Origin of the sequence: Pseudomonas sp. GV105, assembly GCF_003058185.1 — a bacterium.
GTDB classification, from domain to species: Bacteria; Pseudomonadota; Gammaproteobacteria; order Pseudomonadales; family Pseudomonadaceae; genus Aquipseudomonas; species Aquipseudomonas veronii.
Window position 1 is genome coordinate 318,208 of sequence record NZ_QBUF01000005.1, and the last position, 22,348, is coordinate 340,555.

General features: G+C 61.3%; 19 protein-coding genes. 12 read left to right on the top strand and 7 right to left on the bottom strand.

The window, feature by feature from the left end:
• Window positions 1–553 precede the first annotated feature (553 nt).
• Window positions 554–1,846: a glycine-betaine demethylase subunit GbcA gene (gbcA, locus tag C8K66_RS12120; protein WP_017847882.1), complete on the bottom strand. Its 1,293-nt coding sequence runs from the start codon at window positions 1,844–1,846 to the stop codon at window positions 554–556.
• 282 nt (window positions 1,847–2,128) lie between these two features.
• Between gbcA and gbcB the strand changes: the two genes are divergently transcribed.
• The gene (gbcB, locus tag C8K66_RS12130) at window positions 2,129–3,229 is read left to right on the top strand and encodes a glycine-betaine demethylase subunit GbcB (protein WP_017847881.1); all 1,101 of its coding nucleotides are present in this window, start codon (window positions 2,129–2,131) and stop codon (window positions 3,227–3,229) included.
• A gap of 3 nt (window positions 3,230–3,232) precedes the next feature.
• Here gbcB and C8K66_RS12135 read toward each other — a convergent pair whose 3' ends face one another.
• On the bottom strand, window positions 3,233–4,048 hold the full coding sequence (locus tag C8K66_RS12135; protein WP_046381812.1) for a nitrilase-related carbon-nitrogen hydrolase: 816 nt from the start codon (window positions 4,046–4,048) through the stop codon (window positions 3,233–3,235).
• Window positions 4,045–5,490 carry a cytosine permease gene (locus tag C8K66_RS12140; RefSeq protein WP_046381813.1) on the bottom strand — a complete coding sequence of 482 codons (1,446 nt, stop codon included), beginning with the start codon at window positions 5,488–5,490 and terminating at the stop codon, window positions 4,045–4,047. Before C8K66_RS12140 ends, C8K66_RS12135 begins: the two co-directional genes overlap by 4 nt.
• 277 nt (window positions 5,491–5,767) lie before the next feature.
• On the opposite strand from C8K66_RS12140, the gene C8K66_RS12145 reads away from it, so the two are divergent.
• The gene (locus C8K66_RS12145) at window positions 5,768–7,585 is read left to right on the top strand and encodes an NAD(P)/FAD-dependent oxidoreductase (protein WP_108524921.1); all 1,818 of its coding nucleotides are present in this window, start codon (window positions 5,768–5,770) and stop codon (window positions 7,583–7,585) included.
• Window positions 7,586–7,700: 115 nt separating this feature from the next.
• On the opposite strand, the gene C8K66_RS12150 is transcribed toward C8K66_RS12145, so the two are convergent.
• Entirely contained in the window at window positions 7,701–8,741 is a 1,041-nt protein-coding gene (locus tag C8K66_RS12150) for a low specificity L-threonine aldolase (protein WP_017847880.1), read from the bottom strand.
• Window positions 8,742–8,831: 90 nt separating this feature from the next.
• On the opposite strand from C8K66_RS12150, the gene C8K66_RS12155 reads away from it, so the two are divergent.
• The 8 genes from C8K66_RS12155 (at window position 8,832) to fdhA (ending at window position 18,842) form a co-directional block, all read left to right on the top strand.
• Window positions 8,832–9,560, top strand: a complete 729-nt coding sequence (locus tag C8K66_RS12155) for a TraX family protein (RefSeq protein WP_057003920.1) — start codon at window positions 8,832–8,834, stop codon at window positions 9,558–9,560.
• A gap of 266 nt (window positions 9,561–9,826) precedes the next feature.
• Window positions 9,827–11,080, top strand: coding sequence for a serine hydroxymethyltransferase (gene glyA, locus C8K66_RS12160; protein WP_108524923.1), 1,254 nt, complete (start codon window positions 9,827–9,829; stop codon window positions 11,078–11,080).
• Window positions 11,081–11,102: 22 nt separating this feature from the next.
• Window positions 11,103–12,353: a sarcosine oxidase subunit beta gene (locus tag C8K66_RS12165; RefSeq protein ID WP_003209185.1), complete on the top strand. Its 1,251-nt coding sequence runs from the start codon at window positions 11,103–11,105 to the stop codon at window positions 12,351–12,353.
• A gap of 15 nt (window positions 12,354–12,368) precedes the next feature.
• Complete coding sequence (locus C8K66_RS12170) at window positions 12,369–12,671, top strand: sarcosine oxidase subunit delta (protein WP_017847877.1); 303 nt, start codon at window positions 12,369–12,371, stop codon at window positions 12,669–12,671.
• The gene (locus C8K66_RS12175; protein ID WP_046381816.1) at window positions 12,668–15,685 is read left to right on the top strand and encodes a sarcosine oxidase subunit alpha; all 3,018 of its coding nucleotides are present in this window, start codon (window positions 12,668–12,670) and stop codon (window positions 15,683–15,685) included. The genes C8K66_RS12170 and C8K66_RS12175 overlap by 4 nt, the downstream gene beginning before the upstream one ends.
• Before the next feature lie 109 nt (window positions 15,686–15,794).
• On the top strand, window positions 15,795–16,427 hold the full coding sequence (locus C8K66_RS12180) for a sarcosine oxidase subunit gamma (RefSeq protein WP_046381817.1): 633 nt from the start codon (window positions 15,795–15,797) through the stop codon (window positions 16,425–16,427).
• A gap of 171 nt (window positions 16,428–16,598) precedes the next feature.
• Window positions 16,599–17,456, top strand: coding sequence for a formyltetrahydrofolate deformylase (gene purU, locus C8K66_RS12185; RefSeq protein WP_017847874.1), 858 nt, complete (start codon window positions 16,599–16,601; stop codon window positions 17,454–17,456).
• Window positions 17,457–17,642: 186 nt separating this feature from the next.
• Entirely contained in the window at window positions 17,643–18,842 is a 1,200-nt protein-coding gene (fdhA, locus tag C8K66_RS12190) for a formaldehyde dehydrogenase, glutathione-independent (RefSeq protein ID WP_017847873.1), read from the top strand.
• A gap of 298 nt (window positions 18,843–19,140) precedes the next feature.
• Here fdhA and C8K66_RS12195 read toward each other — a convergent pair whose 3' ends face one another.
• Window positions 19,141–19,599 carry an anti-sigma factor domain-containing protein gene (locus C8K66_RS12195; RefSeq protein ID WP_057003918.1) on the bottom strand — a complete coding sequence of 153 codons (459 nt, stop codon included), beginning with the start codon at window positions 19,597–19,599 and terminating at the stop codon, window positions 19,141–19,143.
• A gap of 136 nt (window positions 19,600–19,735) precedes the next feature.
• On the opposite strand from C8K66_RS12195, the gene C8K66_RS12200 reads away from it, so the two are divergent.
• Complete coding sequence (locus C8K66_RS12200) at window positions 19,736–20,308, top strand: DUF2780 domain-containing protein (RefSeq protein WP_017847870.1); 573 nt, start codon at window positions 19,736–19,738, stop codon at window positions 20,306–20,308.
• A 66-nt stretch (window positions 20,309–20,374) separates the two neighbouring features.
• Here C8K66_RS12200 and C8K66_RS12205 read toward each other — a convergent pair whose 3' ends face one another.
• Window positions 20,375–20,851: a hypothetical protein gene (locus tag C8K66_RS12205; RefSeq protein ID WP_108524925.1), complete on the bottom strand. Its 477-nt coding sequence runs from the start codon at window positions 20,849–20,851 to the stop codon at window positions 20,375–20,377.
• A gap of 303 nt (window positions 20,852–21,154) precedes the next feature.
• Between C8K66_RS12205 and C8K66_RS12210 the strand changes: the two genes are divergently transcribed.
• On the top strand, window positions 21,155–21,358 hold the full coding sequence (locus tag C8K66_RS12210; RefSeq protein WP_017847868.1) for a hypothetical protein: 204 nt from the start codon (window positions 21,155–21,157) through the stop codon (window positions 21,356–21,358).
• A 3-nt stretch (window positions 21,359–21,361) separates the two neighbouring features.
• On the opposite strand, the gene C8K66_RS12215 is transcribed toward C8K66_RS12210, so the two are convergent.
• Window positions 21,362–22,267 (bottom strand): acyltransferase, encoded by a 906-nt coding sequence (locus tag C8K66_RS12215; RefSeq protein WP_057003916.1) that lies wholly within the window; start codon window positions 22,265–22,267, stop codon window positions 21,362–21,364.
• Window positions 22,268–22,348 lie beyond the last annotated feature (81 nt).

Genomic DNA, 22,348 nt, shown 5'->3' on the forward strand with positions numbered 1-22,348 from the left:
GGTTTTTCCTTGGGTTTCTGTGTGATTACAGCGATTACCCCGCGCAGAGTTTCCCCCAAAGTCTGTTGGCGCTTCTGTGGATAAGATGTTCGCTTACCGCTGCAGCCCTTATAAATAAAGGCTTACGCTAGGTTGATCGAAATTTGATCAATTGCGCGCATTTGCCCGCTGAAACGCGTGGATAGCCCGGTTTATGAAGGTTTGAAGGGGTTTTCCACAGCCGCGTCAAAGTTGCCCCCAAAGTCTGTTGGTGCTTCTGTGGATAAGGTGTTCGCGTACCGCTACAGGGCACGGTTCATATGGCTTACACGGAGTTGTTCAAAAATTGATCAGTGGCGCTTTAAAACGGCCAAGTCGAATAAGTCACGGATTTTCTTGATTTAATTTCGACGGGCAGGCGCACTTGCGCACAATTGCTGTGGGTGGCTCTGTGGATAAGTTGTTGGGCAAAGGCTGGAGGGCAGGCGGCGAGAGGGGTTCAGTGTGCTTGAACAAATTTTGATCAGTGCGCAACCCAATGTGGGAGCGAGCAAGCCCGCTCCCACAGGGATGGTTACTGGGCGGCCACGCCTTTGAGGTAGGGCGCCGGCGCCGCGCCGAGGTTGCTCAGCATGCGCTCGCTGTACCAGTCGATGAAGTTCACCACGCCGAACTCATAGGTCTTGGAGTAGGGGCCCGGCTGGTAGGCGGTGGAGTTGATCCCGCGCTGGTTTTCTTCGGCCAGGCGACGGTCCTGGTCGTTGGTGGCGTCCCATACCTGGCGCATGCGCTCCACGTCGTAGTCCACGCCTTCGACCGCGTCCTTGTGGACCAGCCACTTGGTGGTGACCATGGTTTCCTGGGCGCTGATCGGCCACACGGTGAACACGATCACGTGGTCGCCCATGCAGTGGTTCCACGAGTGCGGCAGGTGCAGGATACGCATCGAGCCCAGGTCCGGGTTCTTGATGCGGCCCATCAACTTCTTGCAGCCCTGTTTGCCGTCCAGGGTCATCGACACGGTGCCTTTGAGCAGCGGCATACGCACGATGCGGTTGCGCAGGCCGAAGCTGGCGTGGGCGTAAGGGATTTTTTCGGCTTCCCAGGCCGCGGCGCTGGCGGCCACGTGGTCCTTGAAGGCCTGGTCGGCGCGCGGGTCGGTGACGTCGTCCCACTCGAGCAGGGTTTTCAACAGCTCGGGGTGCGAGGCGTTGCAGTGGTAGCACTCGCGGTTGTTTTCCAGCACCAGTTTCCAGTTGGCCTTTTCCATCAAGGTGGTTTGCACCGCCACCTTGGTGTTTTCCATGTCGTAGGGTTCCATGTAGTGGTTCAGGGTCGACAGGAAGTCATCGATGGCCGGCGGGTTCTGCGCCAGGCTGATGAAGATGTAGCCGCCGGCGGTCTTCACGTTGATCGGCTTGAGGCCGTACTGCTTCATGTCGAAGTCGGCGCCCATCTCGGTGCCGGCGAACAGCAGGCGGCCGTCCAGTTCGTAGGTCCACTGGTGGTACGGGCAGACCAGCTTGGCGACCTTGCCTTTGTCGCTGGTACACAAGCGCGAACCGCGGTGGCGGCAGACGTTGTGGAACGCATGCACCACGCCATCGGCGCCACGGATCACGATGATCGGGTTCTTGCCCACTTGCAGGGTCAGGAAGTTGCCCTTGGTGGGGATCTCGCAGGTCATGCCGGCGATCAACCATTCTTTCTGGAAGATCTCCTGCATATCGATATCAAACAACCGCTCATCAGAGTAGAACGGCTGTGGCAGCGAGAACGTGCGTTCGCGCTCTTGCAGCATCTGCGCGGTGGCCTTGCGTGCGGGTTCCAGCGGATCGCCCAAGCTTAAGGTTGCGGTGACGTCCATCGTGTGTGTCCTCATGGCCATTCTGTGTGGCCGGCGAAAGTGGCTACGGTTAGTGCAGTGCAAGGCGTAAAGAAAGTGTCGTTGTTGGCAGCGAGTGTGCGGCCGCCGTTGCGGTGAACCTTATCCATGGGCGACATGGCCCAATCTGTTCCCGACGCGCAACCCCCTGTCGTTGGGGGCTGGTCGCGATAAGTATGTGAATGTCGCAGATAGGTAAATGGGTGGTTCTCGCGTTACGCAGAATCGCCACCATAAGGCCGAGCCTCGGCGGTGGAGAACAGCATGTCCAGTAACTTCCTGAATCCGGTAACCACCCAGACCTGGGCCAATGGTCGGCACATTGTCCGTTGCGTCAAAGTCATCCAGGAAACCTGGGACGTTCGCACCTTCTGCTTCATGGCCGACCAGCCGATCCTGTTCTTTTTCAAGCCGGGGCAGTTCGTCACCCTGGAGCTGGAAATCGACGGCCAGCCGATCATGCGTTCCTACACCATCTCCAGCTCGCCGTCGGTGCCTTACAGCTTCTCGGTGACGATCAAGCGCGTGCCGGGCGGCAAGGTCTCCAACTGGCTGCACGACACCCTGCACGAGGGCCAGGAGCTGGCGGTCCACGGGCCGGTCGGGCTGTTCAATGCCATCGACTTCCCAAGCCCGAAGGTGCTGTACCTCAGCGGCGGCGTCGGGATTACCCCGGTGATGTCCATGGCGCGCTGGTTCTACGACACCAACGCCAACGTCGACATGACGTTTATCCACAGCGCGCGCTCGCCCAAAGACATCATCTACCACCGCGAACTGGAGCACATGGCCTCGCGGATCGACAACTTCAGCCTGCACCTGATCTGCGAGAAGCACGGCCTGGGCGAGCCCTGGGCCGGGTATCGCGGTTACCTGAACCACAAGATGCTCGAATTGATGGTGCCGGACTTCCTGGAGCGCGAAGTGTTCTGCTGCGGCCCCACGCCGTACATGACCGCAGTGAAGCGCCTGCTGGAAGCCGCCGGTTTCGACATGACGCGTTATCACGAAGAGTCCTTCGGCGCGACGCCAGCGGAAGCCCGCGCCGATGCGGTGGAACAGGCCGAACAAGCCGCCGATGCGCCGGAAATCGACCTGGCGGACCTGCATCAGGTCGAGTTCATCACCTCGGGCAAGAGCATCCGCGTGGCGCCGGGCGAAACCGTCCACGCCGCTGCGGCCAAGCTCGGCCTGCTGATTCCCAAGGCCTGCGGCATGGGGATTTGCGGCACATGCAAGGTGCTCAAGCTGGGCGGCGAGGTCGAGATGGACCACAACGGCGGGATTACCGAGGAAGACGAAGCCGAGGGCTACATCCTGTCGTGCTGCAGCGTGCCGAAGGGCGACGTGCGGATTGAGTTCTGACGCTCAGTACAGCCCAGGCCGACGATCCCGGTGAACGTGGTTGTGCTCGCTGATTGACTTGTTCCTGGCCTGCGCCAAGGGCAAGTCAGCCACCAATTGTTGTTCCGTCGGGTGGGCGCTTGCTCCGGCCAGCGGGTAGCCATCGGCGTCGACGATGACCGAGCCGCCCACCCAGTTGACGCCACGTTCTTCGCCATGGCGGTCGCACGCCGCGATGAACATGCGGTTGACCGCCGCATTGGCCTGGACTCGCACGATCTCTGCCGGCCGCTCACCCACGGGGCGCGGGCCGTCCGGCCAGTTCACCGGGGTGCAGAGCAAGTCGGCTTGCGCCAGCGCGGCCAGGCGTACCCACTCGGGCAGCTCCAGGTCGTAGCAGATCATCATGCCGATCCGCCCGACGGCGGTGTCGACCACCGGTGGCGGCGCATCACCGGCGGTGAAGATCAGCTTTTCACGGTCCCACAGATGCGCCTTGCGATACACCGTCAGCCTACCGTCGGGCTCAATCAACGCGGCGCTGTTGGCAACTCGGCCGGCACTCAGACGCTCGCAGAAGCCGGCGACGACGATCAAGCCCAACTCGATAGCCAGGGCTTTCCACAGACACAGCGTCGGGCCGTCGAGCGGTTCCGACACCGCTCTGGCTTCTGCCAGGTCATTGAACGCGTAGCCGCTTTGCATGAGTTCGGGCAGCACCACCACATGGGCGCCCAGGGCGGCGGCGCTGCGGATCGCCGTTTCACTCAGACGACGGTTGTAGTCGGTGTCGCCCAGGTGCGGTTCCAGTTGATGACAGACAACGCGTACCGGTGTCATGACTCTTCGCCTTCAAACAGGCGGTCGCTGGCTTCAATTGCGCGTTGCTCGGCGGTCAGGTCACGAGTACATGACAGCAGGCAGTAGGCGATTGCAGAAACTGCCAGGCCGACCACGAATGCAATATCGGCCCCGTCCAAAGCCGTCGCGATGGGCCCTTGGTAAAACCCCAGGGAGATGAACGGTGTCATCGCCCCCAGGCCCAGGAAATAGGAAATAAGCCCGGCACCCGACCAGCGGCCGTAGATACCGTTCGGGTTGAAGATGTCACTGATTGCGTATTGCCCCTTGCGTACAACATAGAAGTCCGCGAGGTTGACGGCGGTCCAGGGCACGAGGAAATACAACATCAGCAAGACGAAGGTATTGAAACTCTCCAGGTAGCTCTGCGGGATACTCAAGGCGATGGCGAAAATCGCGCCGCCCACCAGGCTGATTCCCACGATGCGCCCTTTGATGCCCGGTTTGATCGACACGAAGCCGTCAATCGCGCTGATACCGGTCAGCATGGCGCCGTAGCAGTTGACGGCCATGATGCCAACCAGTGCGGGCACTGCGATCAATACGGTAAAGGTGCCAAACCCCGGAAGCAGTTGGTTGCCCACAGCCTGCACACTGCCGATGGCGTCGGGTGAGGGCAGCGCCGAGGCGAGAAAGGCCCCCAGCGACATCAGCCACAGCGCCGAGCCGGCGGCGCCCAGGTACGTCCAGGCGATGACTTTGCGCGACGGCGTGTCATGGCGCAGGTAGCGCGAGTAATCCGAGACGTAGACGGCGTAGCTGATCTGGTAACCCGCGGCGGCTGAAAGCTGGATCAGAAAAGCCGGCCAGGAAAAATGGGCGTTGGCCACCGCCATGTCGGCCTGCAGGTTCATCACGGCAGCAACCGTGAGGACCGCGAACACACTGATCATCACGTAGGTCAGCCAGCGTTGCACGGTGTGCAGGAGGTCGTGGCCGATCACGGCAATCACCACGGCCAGGAGGATCATCAAGGCGTACCACGGTGCGCGGTTGCCGGGCAGCACGGTATTGATGGCGTCGGTCGCCAGAATCACGTTGAACACGTTAAAGCCGATGTACACGAACACCACCGCGATAAAGGGCACGATTGCCCCGCGCAGGCCGAACTGTGCCCGCGACTGGATCATCTGCGGCAAACCCATGCGCGGCCCCTGGTTGGCGTGGAATGCCATGGCGAACGTGCCCAGGCACACGCCGATGACAATCGCCAGGATCGCGTACACCAGGCTCAGCCCCAACGCTGCGCCGGTAAACCCGGTGACCAGGGTGGTCAGTACGAAGTTACCGGTGAACCAGAACGGTGCCTGATGCCAGACCTTGCCGTGGCGCTCATTACGCGGCACGTAGTCAATGGAGCGGGTTTCGATTTTCAGTGTGGTGGATGGCGGAGCAGCCGAACGGTTGGGGGGCGTGTTCATAGGCATCACGGTCTGTTTTTATTAAGTGAGACTATGAAGAGTCTTGTAACTAAAAAGATTATTGAATCGGCATTTGCAAATAATCACTTCACGAATTTCTGAACTGATTGCCTGAAGCCTTCTGAAGCAAGGCTTGTATTACGCATTGGCTTTTTATTTCCAAGTGATATAGAGCCATTTCCTACAATTATCTACGCTGAGCAGCACATACGTCGTATTCGCCCTTCGCATTGAAGCAGTAGGTGGACGTCCTGATTACATACCAAGGACGATTGCCATGTCTGCTATCCCCTCCCGCAGTAAAGGCGCAGCGCGCTTGCTTGCCAACGATGTCACTGCACTTGTTCCAGACTTTCCTTTTCATTACGCCCGGTTTCTCGATACGGCCGCCCGGAACGGCACGCCGTTGGCGCAGGTATCCCGCCAGGCCTATGGCAAGCAGGTCTTGATCGTCGGCGCCGGCGTCGCTGGAATGGTCGCGGCCTATGAGGCCATGCGCATGGGGTTGCACCCGGTGGTAGTAGAGGCCAGTGGCCGCATCGGTGGGCGCCTGTATTCCTATGTGGCGGGTGATCCGCAAGATCCGGATAACAGTGTTATCTGCGAAATGGGTGCCATGCGCTTTCCTGTTTCAGGCAAGGCGTTGATGCACTATTTCGACAAAGTTGGCATGCGGGCCAACTCGACGGATTTTCCCAATCCGGGGTCGCCTTTTACCCCCAGCACGGTCGTCGACTACCAGCAAAAACAGGTTTATTACGAAGGCGATAATCTGCCGGTTGATTACGCCGAGATCGAGCGCAAGCTATTCGAAGTATTTCTTGAGCAGGACCCGATCAAGTTCACTGAGATGGAAGCGGCAATGTCCGAGGGCAGCCTTGATCAGGCCCGGATCAAAGCCTTGTGGAACGCGATCCTTGATGCGGGTTGGGACAACCTCAGTTTTTTTGCCGCGATGGTCGAGCAGGCGGGTTGGAGTCGCGAAGATATCGATCTGTTCGGCCAGATCGGCTTCGGCACTGGCGGCTGGAATACCGATTACCCGAACTGCTTCCTGGAGGTGTTACGGGTGCTGTATACCGGGTTGGATACCAACCACAAGCTGATGTATGACGGCTCCAGCGAGCTGCCAAACCGGCTGTGGACGCGTGCCCCGGATACCTTCGGCGACGCCATGGTCCATTGGCCTGCGGGCACCACCGTCCAAGGCCTGACTACCCAGGTCATCGCTCAGCCTTTGAAACAGGAAGTGCGGCAGATCCTACGTCGGCCGGATGGCCAGTTCGACGTGTGGGTGTTTGATCACAATCTGGGAAGCGACCGCCAATACACCTTTCCTGCCGTGGTCTATACCCCGCACAAACGGGTCCTCGACAAATTCCGTTATATGGATGGCGCTGCCCGCTTCAACGCGATGAATGACCTGTTATCCGGCAAGGAATGGGAAGCGGTGATGTACACCCATTACATGCAGTCGGCAAAAATCTTCGCGCAAACCAAACGACCGTTCTGGACCGATATGGAGGCTGATTCGCAGTACAGGATGAGTGTGACGTTGTCGGATCGAATCACCCGCGGCACCTACCTGCTGGACTATAGCGAGAGCCAGGGGCCTCACAACGGCAGTGGCCTGTTTTTGTCTTACACCTGGAATGATGACGCCCTCAAATTCCTGGGTGATCGCAGTGCGCCGCTGCCGTCCCACGTGCAGTTATGCACAACCCTGCTGGACAGCGTGTATGCCCCTCATCAGTTGAATCTGGCCGCTGAGTTCGGCATGACCAACCCGTTTGTTGAAATCAACTGGGAAGAGCAGCCGTTTTTCCTGTGCGCGTTCAAAATGAACCTGCCGGGACAGTACGAGTACCAGCGCTTGTTGTTTTCTCAGTTCATGAACGGTGTGTCGAGCGCGAACCCCGACGGCTTCATTCTTGCGGGTGACGATGTTTCGTGGACGGGAGGCTGGGCGGAAGGGGCGGTGACGACGGCCTTGAACGCGGTAAATAAACTGGCGGTGAAATTCAACGGCGGGACCCTTCTCACCAACCGTGGCCCTATTGATGAATGGCAAGCGCTTCAGCCGAAGGCCTTGTGAGCATACGTGTGTGAGCGAGATGCGCGAGCGGTAGGCGCTGGGCGTTAAATCATGAGCCTGCAAGTTGCTGCAGGCCCGCGTCGCAGGTCATGAGTCTGCGACGCGGGCCGTCGTTTCACGCGCCCATCACTTCGCGAATATCCGCCGCCAGCTCGCGCACGCGTTCTTCCTCGGTGTCCCACGCACACATGAAGCGCGCGCCGCCTTTGCCGATGAAGGTGTAGAAGCGCCAGCCCTTGGCCGTCAGCGCGGCGATCGCCGGTTCCGAGAGTTGCAGGAACACGCCGTTGGCCTGCACCGGGAACATCAATTCCACGCCGGGAATATCCGCCACCAGGCTGCTCAACAACTGCGCGCAGTGGTTGGCGTGGCGCGCGTGTTTGAGCCAGGCGTCGTTTTCCAGCAGGCCCACCCACGGCGCAGAGAGGAAGCGCATCTTCGACGCGAGCTGGCCGGCCTGTTTGCAGCGGTAGTCGAAGTCTTCGGCCAGTGCGCGGTTGAAGAACAGAATCGCTTCGCCCACGGCCATGCCGTTTTTCGTGCCGCCGAAGCACAACACATCCACCCCGGCTTTCCAGGTCAGGTCGGCCGGCGAACAGCCGAGGAACGCGCAGGCGTTGGCGAAGCGCGCGCCGTCCATGTGCAGGTTCAGGCCGAGCTCTTTGCAGGTGGCGCTGATGGCGCGGATTTCGTCCGGGGTGTACACGCTGCCGACTTCAGTGGCCTGGGTCAGCGTCACCACGCGGGGTTTGGGGTAATGGATGTCCTGGCGCTTGAGGGCGATCTCGCGGATCGATTCCGGGGTCAGCTTGCCGTTTTCGGTGCGCGCGGTGAGCAGCTTGGAACCGTTGGAGAAAAACTCCGGGGCGCCGCATTCGTCGGTCTCGACGTGGGCGGTTTCCGAGCAGATCACGCTATGGTAGCTCTGGCACAGCGACGACAGCGCCAGGGAGTTGGCGGCGGTGCCGTTGAAGGCGAAGAACACTTCGCAGTCGGTCTCGAACAGGTTGCGGAAACCGTCGGCGGCGCGGTGGGTCCATTCGTCATCGCCATAGGCGCGCTGATGGCCGTGGTTGGCTTGTTCCATGGCAGCCCAGGCTTCCGGGCAGATGCCGGAATAGTTATCGCTGGCGAATTGTTGGCTCTTGTCGGTCATGGCCCATTCCTGTGGTCGATGTTGGTGCACACTTTAACCAAGATTGGTTGGGGTGCACACGCACTGTAAATGCAAAGTCACTGGGGAATTATGCACGCTACTGAAACGATTCCTGTCGGACGTGTCCGCGATGGCGCCTTGGATTTGCTCAAGTGGCTGGCGCTGCTGAGCATGGTGCTGGACCACTTGCGTTATGTCGGGTTGAGCCTGGATGGCCTGTATGTGCCGGGGCGCCTGGCGTTCCCGTGGTTTTGCCTGGCGATTGCGGCGAATGTGCATCGGGTGCGAGACGCGCCAGTGAGCGGCCGCTGGCGTTACCTGGGCTGGTTGCTGTTGTTCAGCCTGATCAGTGAAGTGCCGTACCGGCTGTTCATCGAAGATGCCGATACGTTGAATGTGTTGCCCACCTTGGCGTTGGGCTTGCTGGTTGCCCGAGGATGGCAGCAGAAGGCGCTGGTTGATCGAGGATTGGCGCTGATTGCCCTGGCGATAGGCGCTGTGTTTTCCACGCAGTTGATGTTCGGTTTCTTCGGTGTATTGCTGCCGTGGGCGATGGTGTTGGTGTTTCGTCGGCGATGGTATTTCAGCGTATTTCCGGGATTGCTGTGCGTGGCTGCCAATCAATGGCAGATTCTGCTCGATAGCGGCACGCCGGTGGCGCGGATGGGGTTGGCGGCATGCCTGATCGCGCCATTGGCCGGCCTGGTCCTGTTGCGACATGTCAAAAACGCCACGCCGCCGGCAATGCGGCGCTGGGCCTATGCCCTCTATCCTGTGCATTTCCTGCTGCTGCTACTCGTCCGTCAAATCATCGCCTAATCAGTGTGGGAGGGGCGGTGCGACGGTTCGACTTGCCCCCGATAGCGGTGTGTCAGCCACGGCATGTGCAAGCTGATCCACCGCTATCGGGGGCAAGTCGAACCGTCGCACCGCCCCTCCCACATTTGTTCTGCGTTGTTCCAGCAATGTCGTAAACGCACCTTTGCGTGGCGTCCGTAGGCATTTGACCTGCCGGCGCCAGCCCTACCATCGCATCAAAGGGCCCTGCACGGGCCTTAACAATACGAAAGGCTGGGAGAGACGCGATGTTCAGCAAACAAGACCAGATCCAGGGTTATGACGATGCACTGCTCGCGGCGATGAATGCCGAGGAGCAGCGGCAGGAAGATCATATCGAGCTGATCGCGTCGGAGAACTACACCAGCAAGCGCGTGATGCAAGCCCAGGGCAGCGGCCTGACCAACAAGTACGCCGAAGGCTACCCGGGCAAGCGCTACTACGGTGGTTGCGAGCATGTGGACAAGGTCGAAGCCCTGGCCATCGAGCGCGCCAATCAGTTGTTCGGCGCCGACTACGCCAACGTGCAGCCGCATTCCGGCTCATCCGCCAACAGCGCGGTGTACCTGGCGCTGTTGAACGCCGGTGACACCATCCTCGGCATGAGCCTGGCCCACGGCGGCCACCTGACCCACGGCGCCAAAGTGTCGTCCTCGGGCAAGCTGTACAACGCGGTGCAATACGGCATCAACACCGACACCGGGCTGATCGACTACGACGAAGTCGAACGCCTGGCCGTGGAGCACCAGCCGAAGATGGTGGTGGCCGGTTTCTCCGCCTACTCCAAGACCCTGGATTTCCCACGCTTTCGTCAGATCGCCGACAAGGTCGGTGCGCTGCTGTTCGTCGACATGGCCCACGTCGCCGGCCTGGTGGCCGCCGGTCTGTACCCGAACCCGCTGCCTTACGCCGACGTGGTCACCACCACCACCCACAAGACCCTGCGCGGTCCGCGTGGCGGCCTGATTCTGGCGCGTGCCAACGAAACGATCGAAAAGAAACTCAACGCCGCTGTATTCCCTGGCGCCCAGGGCGGCCCGCTGATGCACGTCATCGCCGGCAAGGCGGTGTGCTTCAAGGAAGCCCAGGAGCCTGGCTTCAAGGCCTATCAGCAGCAAGTGATCGACAACGCCCAGGCCATGGCCGGCGTGTTTATCAAACGCGGCTACGATGTAGTGTCCGGCGGCACCGATAACCATCTGTTCCTGGTCAGCCTGATTCGCCAGGGCCTCACCGGTAAAGACGCGGACGCCGCCCTCGGTCGCGCCCACATCACCGTCAACAAGAACGCCGTGCCGAATGACCCGCAGTCGCCGTTCGTGACGTCGGGCCTGCGTATCGGCACGCCGGCGGTGACCACGCGCGGTTTCAAGGTGCCGCAATGCATCGAGCTGGCCGGCTGGATCTGCGACATCCTCGACAACCTCGGCGACGCCGATGTCGAGGCCGACGTGGCCAAGCGCGTGTCGGCTCTGTGCGCTGATTTCCCGGTTTATCGCTGAGCGCGGTTTTGGAGTAATGACTATGCAACGCTACTCGGGCTTCGGCCTCTTCAAGCACTCACTCAGCCACCACGAAAACTGGCAGAAGATGTGGCGCACGCCGACCCCTAAAAAGGTGTACGACGTGGTCATCGTCGGCGGTGGCGGGCATGGTCTGGCGACCGCCTATTACCTGGCCAAGGAGCACGGCATCACCAATGTGGCCGTGGTCGAAAAGGGCTGGCTGGGCGGCGGTAACACCGCGCGCAACACCACCATCGTGCGTTCCAACTACCTGTGGGACGAGTCGGCGCACCTGTACGAACACGCGATGAAACTGTGGGAAGGGCTGTCCCAGGACCTGAACTACAACGTGATGTTCTCCCAGCGCGGCGTCTACAACCTGTGCCACACCCTGCAAGACATCCGCGATTCCGAACGTCGCGTCAGCGCCAACCGCCTCAACGGCGTGGACGGCGAACTGCTCAATGCCAAACAGGTCGCGGACGAGATTCCGTACCTGGATTGCTCGAAGAACACCCGCTACCCGGTGATGGGCGCCACCGTGCAACGACGCGGCGGCGTGGCCCGTCACGATGCCGTGGCCTGGGGCTTTGCCCGCGCCGCCGACGCCCTCGGAGTGGATTTGATCCAGCAGACCGAAGTGATCGGTTTCCGCAAGGAAAACGGCGTGTGCATCGGCGTCGAAACCAACAAGGGTTTTATCGGCGCCAAGCGCGTCGGTGTAGTCACGGCCGGTAACTCCGGGCACATGGCTTCGCTCGCCGGTTTCCGCCTGCCGATCGAATCGCACCCGCTGCAAGCACTGGTGTCGGAGCCGATCAAGCCGATTATCGACAGCGTGATCATGTCCAACGCCGTACACGGTTACATCAGCCAGTCCGACAAGGGCGACCTGGTGATCGGCGCCGGTATCGACGGCTACAACGGCTACGGCCAGCGCGGTTCGTACCCGGTGATCGAACACACCATCCAGGCCATCGTCGAGATGTTCCCGGTGCTCTCGCGCGTGCGTATGAACCGCCAGTGGGGCGGCATCGTCGACACCACGCCGGACGCCTGCCCGATCATCTCCAAGACCCCGGTGCCGAACATGTTCTTCAACTGCGGTTGGGGCACGGGCGGTTTCAAGGCCACTCCCGGTTCAGGCAACGTGTTTGCCGCGAGCCTGGCCAAGGGTGAAATGCACCCGCTGGCCGCACCTTTCTCCATCGACCGTTTCCACAACGGTGCGTTGATCGACGAACACGGCGCTGCGGCCGTCGCCCACTAACAGGAGAAACTCCCTATGTTGCATATCTTCTGTCCTCACTGTGGCGAACTGCGCTCCGAAGAGGAATTCCATGCCTCCGGCCAAGCGCACATCCCACGCCCGCTGGACCCCAACGCCTGCACCGATGAAGAGTGGGGCGACTACATGTTCTTCCGCGACAACCCCCGGGGCCTGCACCACGAGCTGTGGATTCACGCCGCCGGTTGCCGTCAGTACTTCAACGCGACCCGCGACACGCTGACCTACGAAATTCTTGAAACCTACAAAATCGGCACCAAGCCGCAATTCACCGCCAAGGCTGCTGGAGCGAAGGTATGAGCCAGATCAATCGCCTGTCCAACGGTGGCCGGATCGACCGTAACAAAGTCCTGACCTTCAGCTTCAACGGCCAGACCTACAAAGGCTTCGAAGGCGACACCCTGGCCGCCGCGCTGCTGGCCAACGGCGTCGACATCATCGGCCGCAGCTTCAAGTACTCGCGCCCACGCGGCATCTTTGCTGCCGGTGCCGAAGAGCCGAACGCGGTGCTGCAGATCGGCGCCACCGAAGCCACCCAGATTCCCAACGTGCGCGCCACGCAACAGGCGTTGTACCAGGGCCTCGTCGCCACCAGCACCAACGGCTGGCCGAGCGTGAACAACGACGTGATGGGCATTCTCGGCAAAGTCGGCGGCAAGCTGATGCCACCGGGTTTCTACTACAAAACCTTCATGTACCCGCAGTCGTTCTGGATGACCTACGAGAAGTACATCCGCAAGGCTGCGGGTTTAGGCCGCTCGCCGACCGAGAACGACCCGGACACCTACGACAACTTCAACCGGCATTGCGACGTGCTGGTGGTCGGTGCCGGCCCGGCCGGTCTGGCCGCTGCACTGGCCGCTGCGCGCAGTGGCGCCCGCGTGATCATCGCCGATGAGCAGGAAGAGTTCGGCGGCTCGTTGCTCGATTCGCGCGAAAGCCTCGACGGCAAGCCGGCCACCGAGTGGGTCGCCAGCGTCATCGCCGAACTCAAAGCCCTGCCGGACGTGGTGCTGCTGCCCCGCGCCACCGTCAACGGTTACCACGACCATAACTTCCTGACCATTCACGAGCGTCTCACCGATCACCTCGGCGACCGTGCGCCGATCGGCCAGGTGCGCCAGCGTATCCACCGTGTGCGTGCCAAGCGCGTGGTGCTGGCGACCGGTGCGTGCGAGCGTCCGCTGGTGTACGGCAACAACGACGTGCCGGGCAATATGCTCGCCGGTGCAGTCTCGACTTACGTGCGCCGTTACGGCGTGGCGCCGGGCAAGAAACTGGTGCTGTCGACCAACAACGACCACGCCTACCGCGTCGCCCTGGACTGGTTGGAAGCCGGCCTGAAAGTGGTGGCCGTGGCCGATGCCCGCCATAACCCACGCGGCGCGCTGGTGGAAGAAGCCCGCGCCAAAGGCATTCGTATCCTCACCGGCAGCGCCGTGATCGAAGCCCGTGGCAGCAAGCATGTGAGCGGCGCCCGTGTTGCCGCCATCGATGTCAAAGCGCATACCGTCACCAGCCCCGGCGAGTGGCTGGACTGCGACCTGGTGGCCAGCTCCGGCGGCTACAGCCCGGTGGTCCACCTGGCCTCGCACCTGGGCGGCAAGCCGACCTGGCGCGAAGACATCCTCGGTTTTGTACCGGGTGAAGCACCGCAAAAGCGCGTGTGCGTTGGCGGTATCAACGGCGTCTACGGCCTGGGCGATTCCCTGGCGGACGGTTTTGAAGGGGGCGTGCGCGCCGCCAGCGAAGCCGGTTTTAGCCCGGTGGAAGGCACGCTGCCCAAAGCCTTGAACCGCTTGGAAGAGCCGACGCTGGCGTTGTTCCAGGTGCCTCACGAGAAAGCCACTGCACGGGCGCCCAAGCAATTCGTCGACCTGCAGAACGACGTCACTGCGGCCGCCATCGAACTGGCGACCCGCGAAGGTTTCGAGTCGGTGGAACACGTCAAGCGCTATACCGCGCTGGGCTTCGGCACCGACCAGGGCAAGCTGGGTAACGTCAACGGCCTGGCCATTGCGGCGCGTTCGCTGAACGTGACCATCCCGCAGATGGGCACCACCATGTTCCGCCCCAACTACACGCCGGTGACCTTCGGCGCGGTTGCGGGGCGGCACTGTGGGCACATCTTCGAACCCGTTCGCTACACCGCGCTGCACGCCTGGCATGTGAAGAATGGCGCCGAGTTTGAAGACGTCGGCCAGTGGAAACGCCCGTGGTACTTCCCGCGCAACGGTGAAGACCTGCACGCGGCGGTCAAGCGCGAATGCCTGGCGGTGCGCGACAGCGTCGGCCTGCTGGATGCGTCGACCCTCGGCAAGATCGACATCCAGGGCCCGGATGCCCGCGAGTTCCTCAACCGCATCTACAGCAACGCCTGGACCAAGCTCGACGTGGGCAAGGCGCGCTACGGCCTGATGTGCAAAGAAGACGGCATGGTCTTCGACGACGGCGTGACCGCTTGCCTGGCCGACAACCACTTCCTGATGACCACCACCACCGGCGGCGCGGCCCGTGTGCTGCAATGGCTGGAAATCTACCAACAGACCGAATGGCCGGACCTCAAGGTCTACTTCACCTCGGTCACCGACCACTGGGCGACCATGACCCTGTCGGGCCCCAACAGCCGCAAGCTGCTGGCCGAAGTCACCGACATCGACCTGGACAAGGACGGCTTCCCGTTCATGACCTGGAAAGAAGGCCTGGTCGGCGGCGTACCGGCGCGGGTGTTCCGCATCTCGTTCACCGGCGAGCTGTCGTATGAAGTCAACGTGCAGGCCGACTACGCCATGGGCGTGCTGGAGCAAATCGTCGAGGCCGGCAAAAAGTACAACCTGACCCCGTATGGCACCGAAACCATGCACGTCCTGCGGGCCGAGAAGGGCTTCATCATCGTCGGCCAGGACACCGACGGCTCGATGACCCCGGACGACCTGAACATGGGCTGGTGCGTCGGCCGTACCAAGCCGTTCTCGTGGATCGGCTGGCGCGGGATGAACCGCGAAGACTGCGTGCGCGAAGATCGCAAGCAATTGGTCGGCCTCAAACCGATCGATCCCGCGGTGTGGCTGCCGGAAGGCGCGCAACTGGTGTTCGACGCCAAGCAGACGATCCCGATGAAGATGGTCGGCCACGTCACCTCCAGCTACGCGCATAACTCCCTCGGTTATTCGTTTGCGCTGGCGGTGGTCAAGGGCGGCTTGAAGCGCATCGGCGAGCGGGTGTTTTCGCCGCAAGCGGATGGCAGCGTGATCGAGGCGGAGATTGTGTCCTCGGTGTTCTTTGATCCGAAAGGCGACCGCCAGAACATCTGATAGACCGAGGCGCGCCATCGGGAGACAGGGGAATGCATTCCAAATGTGGGAGGGGGCTTGCCCCCGATGACGCCAGTAGCCACACAACAGAATTCAGCAAAGGTGCTCTATGACAGCAGCCAACGTATACCAACAACGCCCCACCACCGGGGCCAAGGCCGAGTCGTCGCTGCACCATGCCGACCTCGCCAGCCTGATCGGCAAGGGCCGCAAGAATGCCGGCGTGACCGTGCGTGAAAAGAAACTGCTCGGCCACCTGACTATTCGCGGCGACGGCCATGACGCCGCCTTCGCCGCTGGCGTCCACAAGGCCCTGGGCATCGAACTGCCCGGCGCGCTGACGGTGATCGTCAACGGCGACACCAGCCTGCAATGGCTCGGCCCGGACGAGTGGCTGCTGGTGGTGCCGAGCGGTGAAGAATTCGCCGCCGAACAAAACCTGCGTGCCGCCCTGGGCGATCTGCATATCCAGATCGTCAATGTCAGCGGCGGCCAACAGATCCTCGAACTGCGCGGCCCGAACGTGCGCGACGTGCTGATGAAGTCCACCAGCTACGACGTACACCCCAACAACTTCCCGGTGGGCAAGGCGGTGGGCACGGTGTTCGCCAAGTCGCAATTGGTGATCCGCCATACCGCCGAAGACACCTGGGAGCTGGTGATTCGTCGCAGCTTCTCGGATTACTGGTGGTTGTGGTTGCAGGATGCCTCGGCCGAATTCGGCCTGAGCGTTCAAGCCTGATATGACCCCCACCCCCCTCACCCGCCACCCTGTAGGAGCGAGCTTGCTCGCGAAAACCTCAAGGGCACCGCGGTCATCCAGGATGCCCGCGTTATCGTTGACGATTTTCGCGAGCAAGCTCGCTCCTACAGGGGTGGGTGAGGCCGGGCTTTGCTTGAGGAGTGACCTGTCATGAGCCGCGCACCCGATACATGGATTTTGACCGCCGACTGCCCCAGCGTGCTCGGCACGGTGGACGCGGTCACCCGCTACCTGTTCGAGCAGGGTTGCTACGTCACCGAGCACCACTCGTTCGATGACCGGCTGTCAGGGCGCTTTTTTATCCGCGTGGAGTTTCGTCAGCCGGAGGGTTTCGATGAGCAAGCGTTCCGCGATGGCCTGGCCGCGCGCGGGGAAGCCTTTGGCATGGTCTTCGAACTGACGGCGCCGAACTATCGGCCCAAAGTGGTGATCATGGTGTCCAAGGCCGATCACTGCCTGAACGACTTGCTGTACCGCCAGCGTATCGGCCAACTGTCGATGGACGTGGTCGCGGTGGTGTCCAACCACCCCGATCTGAAACCGTTGGCCGACTGGCACCAGATTCCCTACTACCACTTCGCCCTCGACCCCAACGACAAACCGTCCCAGGAACGTCAGGTGTGGCAAGTGATTGAAGACACCGGCGCGGAACTGGTGATCCTTGCGCGCTACATGCAAGTGCTGTCGCCGGAGCTGTGCCGCAAGCTGGATGGCAAGGCGATCAATATCCACCACTCGTTGTTGCCGGGGTTCAAGGGCGCCAAGCCGTATCACCAGGCGTACAACAAGGGTGTGAAGCTGGTCGGCGCGACGGCGCACTACATCAACAACGACCTGGATGAAGGCCCGATCATCGCCCAGGGTGTGGAGGTGGTGGATCACAGCCACTACCCTGAGGATCTGATTGCCAAGGGGCGCGATATCGAAGGGCTGACCCTGGCCCGGGCGGTGGGGTATCACATTGAACGGCGGGTGTTTTTGAATGCCAATAGAACGGTGGTGCTCTGACTGACGCCATCGGGGGCAAGCCCCCTCCCACAGTTGAATGTGTTCACAAATCAAAATGTGGGAGGGGGCTTGCCCCCGATGAGGCCCTAACAAACAACACAAGAAACAGCATCTGTACCCGAGCACTCAACGCGCTGCCCACCCACGGGCAACGCGCTTTCATAAAAACAACAGCGAGGTGAAAGCATGTCTGGTAATCGTGGTGTCGTGTATCTCGGCAACGGCAAGGTCGAAGTACAGAAAATCGACTATCCCAAAATGCAGGACCCCCGTGGCAGGAAGATTGAGCACGGCGTCATCCTGCGTGTGGTCTCCACCAACATCTGCGGCTCCGACCAGCACATGGTGCGCGGCCGCACCACTGCCCAGACCGGCCTGGTGCTCGGTCACGAGATCACCGGTGAAGTGATCGAGAAGGGCAGCGACGTCGAGAACCTGAAAATCGGCGACCTGGTGTCCGTGCCCTTCAACGTTGCCTGCGGCCGCTGCCGCTCCTGCAAAGAGCAACACACCGGCGTGTGCCTCACCGTCAACCCGGCCCGTGCCGGTGGCGCCTACGGCTATGTCGACATGGGCGACTGGACCGGCGGCCAGGCCGAATACGTGCTGGTGCCTTACGCCGACTTCAACCTGTTGAAACTGCCGGACCGCGACAAGGCCATGGAGAAAATCCGCGACCTGACCTGCCTCTCCGACATCCTGCCCACCGGCTACCACGGCGCCGTCACCGCCGGCGTTGGCCCTGGCAGCACCGTCTACATCGCCGGTGCCGGCCCGGTCGGCCTGGCCGCTGCCGCCTCCGCACGCCTGCTGGGCGCGGCGGTGGTGATCATCGGCGACGTCAACTCCATCCGCCTGGCTCACGCCAAGGCGCAAGGGTTTGAAGTGGTCGACCTGTCCACCGACACGCCGCTGCACGAACAGATCGCTGCCTTGCTCGGTGAGCCGGAAGTGGACTGCGCCGTCGACTGCGTGGGCTTCGAAGCACGCGGCCACGGGCATGACGGCGTCAAGCACGAAGCCCCGGCCACGGTGCTCAACTCACTGATGGGCGTGGTGCGCGTGGCGGGCAAGATCGGTATCCCCGGCCTGTACGTCACCGAAGACCCTGGCGCCGTCGACGCCGCCGCGAAGATGGGCAGCCTGAGCATCCGTTTTGGTCTGGGCTGGGCCAAATCCCACAGCTTCCACACCGGGCAAACGCCGGTGATGAAGTACAACCGCCAGTTGATGCAGGCGATCATGTGGGACCGCATTCACATTGCCGACATCGTCGGGGTCGAAGTCATCAGCTTGGATGACGCGCCGCGTGGGTATGGCGAGTTTGATGCGGGCGTGCCGAAGAAGTTTGTGATTGATCCGCATAAGTTGTTCAGCGCGGCGTAAACGCTAGAGCAAACAACAAGGGCGCCTCGACGGGCGCCCTTATCAATTAGAGTGGGGCCGAGAGTCGAAGGTTAGCGGTCGATTTTATAGTTTCTGGCTTGCCCTCTTCATTTTCCGTCTGTACTTCAAGTGTTTTTCCACCATAGTTGCAGAATAGCTTTCCGTTAGCCTCCTGAACCCTGACCACGTTTTGCCATTGCCATTGCCATTGCCATTGCCATTGCCATTGGCGGTGTACGAACGGGGTTGATTGGATGCCGGAGCAGCAGGGCACTGCGAAATCCGCGGTGCCCGTGGCTTAGCGAATCGCCAGCGCGCCTTGATACACCGTCGGCCCGGTCGGCTGCTTGCTCACCGATCCACCCTTGGTTTCCGAGCTCACCATCAAGCCCACCGGTTTGCTGATGGATTCCTGCTGGCGTGGATTCAAGCCGATGATGCCTTTGCCATCTTCCGGCAACAGGCCGAGGGATACCGGCGTGCCGTCCTCGGGGATGGCCCACAGTTCCAGGCTCTGATCTGGGGCAGGGGCCGTGGAGGCAATCGGCTGCACTTCCAGGTAGTCCTTGTGGGCCATGATCTGCGCTGCCGGCTGCTGGGTGGTGGTCACCAGGGTGGCGGCGGATTTGACGCTGTCCTGGGTGTAGAGCGCGCCGCCGATACCGGCGGCCACTACAGCGCAGGCGCCGATGAACAGGCGCGGGCGGCTCCAGAATGAAGGCTTGTGATCAATCACTTGGGGGTGGATCGTCGTCATAAGTCTCTTCCTGACAAATTTTGTAGTCAGTTCATGGACCGGCTTATCGCAGTTGGGTTCCGGAGCGGGTTTGGAACAAGTGACGAAAAGGCCAGTCAAACGCCTGCTTTCACCCCTACATCCAGAGGTTGTTTCGATGAAGATTTCACGCGGTTTCGCCCTTTCCTGCCTGATGACCCTGGCAGCCGGCCCGGTATTCGCCGCCGGGTTCAGCCTTGGCGATGCGGCCAATGCGATTTCCGGTATGCAGGGCGGCAACAACAAAGCCGCTGCCGTTGCGCCGTCGTCCGAAACGGCCGGTTTGCTGAGTGCCCTGACCTCACAATTGAATGTCACCCCCGAGCAAGCCGTCGGCGGCACCGGCGCCATGCTGGGCCTGGCCAGGAACCAACTGAGCAGCAGCGACTATTCGCAACTGGGGAAAAGCGTGCCGGGTCTCGATCAACTGTCGGGCAGCAATGCGTTGGGCAGCCTCGGCGCCTTGAGCGGGATGCTCGGCCAGAGCGGTGGCAGCAAGACCAGCGGCCTCGACGGCCTGCTGGGTAACGTGAAGAACACCAGCGACCTGAACACCGCGTTCAGCGCGCTGGGCATGGACAGCGGCATGATCGGCCAATTCGCCCCGGTGATCCTGCAATACCTGGGCGGCCAGGGTGCCAACAGTTCGCTGCTGGGCAAACTGGGCCAGGCTTGGGGCACCGGCAGCTAAGGCCGTGGTCCTTCAAAGCGGGTTCGCCCCCGCTTTGAAGTGGCCGGCAGGTTGCGGGGAACAGCGTTACGGTTGGTACTCAAAAGTACATTGGGAGGCGTCGATCGATACAGCGCCGCCTTGATTCCCGCAGCTGGTTTTGTTCCATGCTGTACCGGTCGCGGCCTTCGGGTTGTTAAACCGCAGGCCCAATTGAACATAGGGTTTGGAAACGTTGTTCACCGGCTCTGCGTTTTCTCTTTGTGTTGTACCGCCATAACTGCAGAGTATTTTCCCGTGGATCATTTCGGCACTGACTAACATCAGGTTGTATTTAGGTTCGAGGTAGGTCTCGCTTGTGGCCGTGGACTGGCCCTCCCACATCTGGCCACCGGGCCCGGGGGCTTCGTATTTGAAGCCTTGGTTGAAGTCCGGAGGAAGGTCCGGGTCGGTATACGGCGTAGCTTTTATTGAACTGACTGCAGGGCACGTGGCCATTTCTGCATGGGCAATGTTCGCTGCTGTCAGTAACGCCATGCCGGCGAAGAGGACTTTGATGGTCATGATCAGGGCACTCGACTGAGATGGAGTCCTTAGCCTAATCAGCCGCCCAAGGCGGGCGGAACTGTTAACTCTGACAGTTTTTTATGCGTTTTCAGACGATGCCCTATCGCGGGTTCGCTGCAGGGCAAGCGGGGCCAGGCGTGGGGCGCGGGTAGCCAAGGATTGAGTCAGCCCCTCGTTTGGCAATGCTGCGCAACAACTCCCTAGGAACTGTGTGGGATGTTTCACCACCTACGGGGACTGCTCCAGGAAAACCAACCCTCCTGGGGTGGATTCTTCAATCCGGTCAGGTAGGAGTCTTCCATGAACATCGTCAACACCTACAACGCTCTCGCTAGCGCTTCGTATCACGCCGCGACCCACAAGCCCGCTGCCGCAGAGCAAGGAAAAGCGCCCCACGACGCCAGCCAGGAGCAGGCTGATACCGTGAGCAGTCACGACACCATCGAGATAGCGCACGGGTGGCGTACCGGTGACGATTCGGCCACGTGGCCTAAGCGTCCGTAACGGTTACTTTGCCCATAAGGCCCCAGCGGTTTCGCCTCGCAGTTCCTGAATCCGCTGATCTTTCTCCATCCAGAGCCGGTTCACCCAGTTCTGTACGACCTGGCGAAACGCCGGGTCGTTTTCGTAGTCGCCCTGCCACAGCGCCGGGTCCAGCTCACGGGTGCGGATATCGATGATCACCTTCGGTACCGCCCCGCTGATCAGATCCCAGAACCCCGGCGTCTTCGCTTGCGGATAGACCACGGTCACGTCGAGCACGGCATCCAGTTGTTCGCCCAGTGCCGCCAACACAAACGCCACGCCGCCGGCCTTGGGCCTGAGCAGGTGGGCAAACGGTGAGCCTTGCTGGGCACGCTTGGCCTCGCTGAACCGGGTGCCTTCCAGGTAGTTGACCACCGTCACCGGCTGGCGCTTGAACAGCTCGCAGGCCTGGCGGGTGATCTTCAAGTCCTGGCCCGCCAGTTCCGGGTGCTTGGCTAGGAACGCCTTGGTGTAGCGCTTCATGAACGGATAATCCAGCGCCCACCAGGCCAGGCCCAGGAAGGGCACCCAGACCAGTTCTTTCTTCAGGAAGAACTTGAAGAACGGCGTGCGGCGGTTGAGGGCCTGGATCAGCGCGGGGATATCGACCCAGGATTGGTGGTTACTGATCACCAGGTACGAGGTGTCGCCGCGCAGGTCGTCTGCGCCGCGGATGTCCCATTGGGTCGGGATGCACAGCGCGAAGATCAGTTTGTCGATTTCGGCCCAGGTCTCGGCGATCCACATCACGGCCCATGACGCGTAATCGCGATAGCGACCGGGGGCCACCAGCTTGAGCAGGGCAAACACCGTCAGCGGCCCGATCAGGACCAGGGTGTTGAGCAGGAGCAGCAGCGAGACGAAACAGCCGGTGAGCAGGCGGCGCATAAGTAACTCTTGGAATCCTGTGGGCGGGACATAATAAGAGAGCGGCGTCTAGAGGCCAAATCGCAAATCGCCCGACGAATG

Bases quoted from the DNA above. Each gene is read 5' to 3' on its own strand.
- C8K66_RS12155 (WP_057003920.1), top strand. From the start codon at position 8,832: ATGCACGCTACTGAAACGATTCCTGTCGGACGTGTCCGCGATGGCGCC.
- glyA (WP_108524923.1), top strand. From the start codon at position 9,827: ATGTTCAGCAAACAAGACCAGATCCAGGGTTATGACGATGCACTGCTC.
- C8K66_RS12170 (WP_017847877.1), top strand. From the start codon at position 12,369: ATGTTGCATATCTTCTGTCCTCACTGTGGCGAACTGCGCTCCGAAGAG.
- C8K66_RS12150 (WP_017847880.1), bottom strand. From the start codon at position 8,741: ATGACCGACAAGAGCCAACAATTCGCCAGCGATAACTATTCCGGCATC.
- C8K66_RS12210 (WP_017847868.1), top strand. From the start codon at position 21,155: ATGAACATCGTCAACACCTACAACGCTCTCGCTAGCGCTTCGTATCAC.
- purU (WP_017847874.1), top strand. From the start codon at position 16,599: ATGAGCCGCGCACCCGATACATGGATTTTGACCGCCGACTGCCCCAGC.
- fdhA (WP_017847873.1), top strand. From the start codon at position 17,643: ATGTCTGGTAATCGTGGTGTCGTGTATCTCGGCAACGGCAAGGTCGAA.
- C8K66_RS12145 (WP_108524921.1), top strand. From the start codon at position 5,768: ATGTCTGCTATCCCCTCCCGCAGTAAAGGCGCAGCGCGCTTGCTTGCC.
- gbcA (WP_017847882.1), bottom strand. From the start codon at position 1,846: ATGGACGTCACCGCAACCTTAAGCTTGGGCGATCCGCTGGAACCCGCA.
- gbcB (WP_017847881.1), top strand. From the start codon at position 2,129: ATGTCCAGTAACTTCCTGAATCCGGTAACCACCCAGACCTGGGCCAAT.
- C8K66_RS12135 (WP_046381812.1), bottom strand. From the start codon at position 4,048: ATGACACCGGTACGCGTTGTCTGTCATCAACTGGAACCGCACCTGGGC.
- C8K66_RS12200 (WP_017847870.1), top strand. From the start codon at position 19,736: ATGAAGATTTCACGCGGTTTCGCCCTTTCCTGCCTGATGACCCTGGCA.
- C8K66_RS12180 (WP_046381817.1), top strand. From the start codon at position 15,795: ATGACAGCAGCCAACGTATACCAACAACGCCCCACCACCGGGGCCAAG.
- C8K66_RS12175 (WP_046381816.1), top strand. From the start codon at position 12,668: ATGAGCCAGATCAATCGCCTGTCCAACGGTGGCCGGATCGACCGTAAC.
- C8K66_RS12205 (WP_108524925.1), bottom strand. From the start codon at position 20,851: ATGACCATCAAAGTCCTCTTCGCCGGCATGGCGTTACTGACAGCAGCG.
- C8K66_RS12165 (WP_003209185.1), top strand. From the start codon at position 11,103: ATGCAACGCTACTCGGGCTTCGGCCTCTTCAAGCACTCACTCAGCCAC.
- C8K66_RS12195 (WP_057003918.1), bottom strand. From the start codon at position 19,599: ATGACGACGATCCACCCCCAAGTGATTGATCACAAGCCTTCATTCTGG.
- C8K66_RS12215 (WP_057003916.1), bottom strand. From the start codon at position 22,267: ATGCGCCGCCTGCTCACCGGCTGTTTCGTCTCGCTGCTGCTCCTGCTC.
- C8K66_RS12140 (WP_046381813.1), bottom strand. From the start codon at position 5,490: ATGAACACGCCCCCCAACCGTTCGGCTGCTCCGCCATCCACCACACTG.